1 protein-coding gene and 1 pseudogene are annotated in these 843 nt (G+C 65.6%); both read left to right on the top strand.

Going from position 1 to position 843, the window contains the following annotated elements; translation table 11 throughout:
- Nucleotides 1-337, top strand: a pseudogene (locus ACXJKR_RS33760) (phospholipase); the annotation flags it as partial.
- 179 nt (nt 338-516) lie between these two features.
- A partial coding sequence (locus ACXJKR_RS33755) for a TGS domain-containing protein (protein WP_457326576.1) occupies nt 517-843 on the top strand: 327 nt, incomplete at its 3' end.

The raw sequence follows: 843 nt of genomic DNA, 5'->3' as shown, positions 1-843 counted from the left end.
CCTGCACCTGGACTACCGCGCACTGCAGTCGTCCACCGCGCCGCTGGTGCTTTACCCGCATTTCCAGCGCCAGGTGGTGCCCGGCTGGCTGGACAAGGCGTTGAAACACCGCCACCGCTCGACGGACTTCCTCGACAACGTCGTGCTGCTGTGCCCGTCGCCCGATTTCATCGCCAGGCTGCCCGGCGCCAAGCTGCCCGACCGCAATGACTTCATGGCGCTGGACGCCGCCGAGCGCCGCCGCCGCTGGCGCGTCGCCGTGACGGAAAGCCAGCGCCTGGCCGATGAATTCGCTGCGTTGGCCCAGCGCGACTCCATTTCCGCCCTGCCGCTTTAGAATCTCGCCTTCCTCCCCTCACAAGAGCGAGAAAGGCACCCTGGTTATGACACCGCGAACTACGTTCCCGTTTACCGGTAGTTAGTCGGCCGCGGCTCGTCACGTCTTCTCGCCTTCGGGCACAAACAAAGCGCGGCAAGTGGCCGCGCTTTTTTGTTTGTCGCCTCTTCGGAGCACCCATGATTTCGATTCAACTCCCCGACGGCTCGCGCCGTGAATACCCCGCCGCGCTGTCGGTCGGCGACGTCGCCGCCAGCATCGGCGCCGGCCTGGCCAAGGCCGCCCTCGGCGGCAAGGTCGACGGCAAGGTCGTCGACCTCAGCCACGTCATCGACCACGACGTGCAGCTCGCCATCGTCACCGAGAAGGATGCCGATGGCCTGGAGCTGATCCGCCACTCGACGGCCCACCTGCTGGCCTACGCGGTCAAGTCGCTCTACCCCGACGCCCAGGTCACCATCGGCCCGGTCATCGAGAACGGCTTCTATTACGACTTTGCCTACAAG

It is taken from the genome of Roseateles sp. P5_E11 (genome assembly GCF_054049355.1).
The sequence above is the reverse complement of the archived record's forward strand: the minus strand, read 5'-3'. Positions and strand labels throughout refer to the sequence as shown.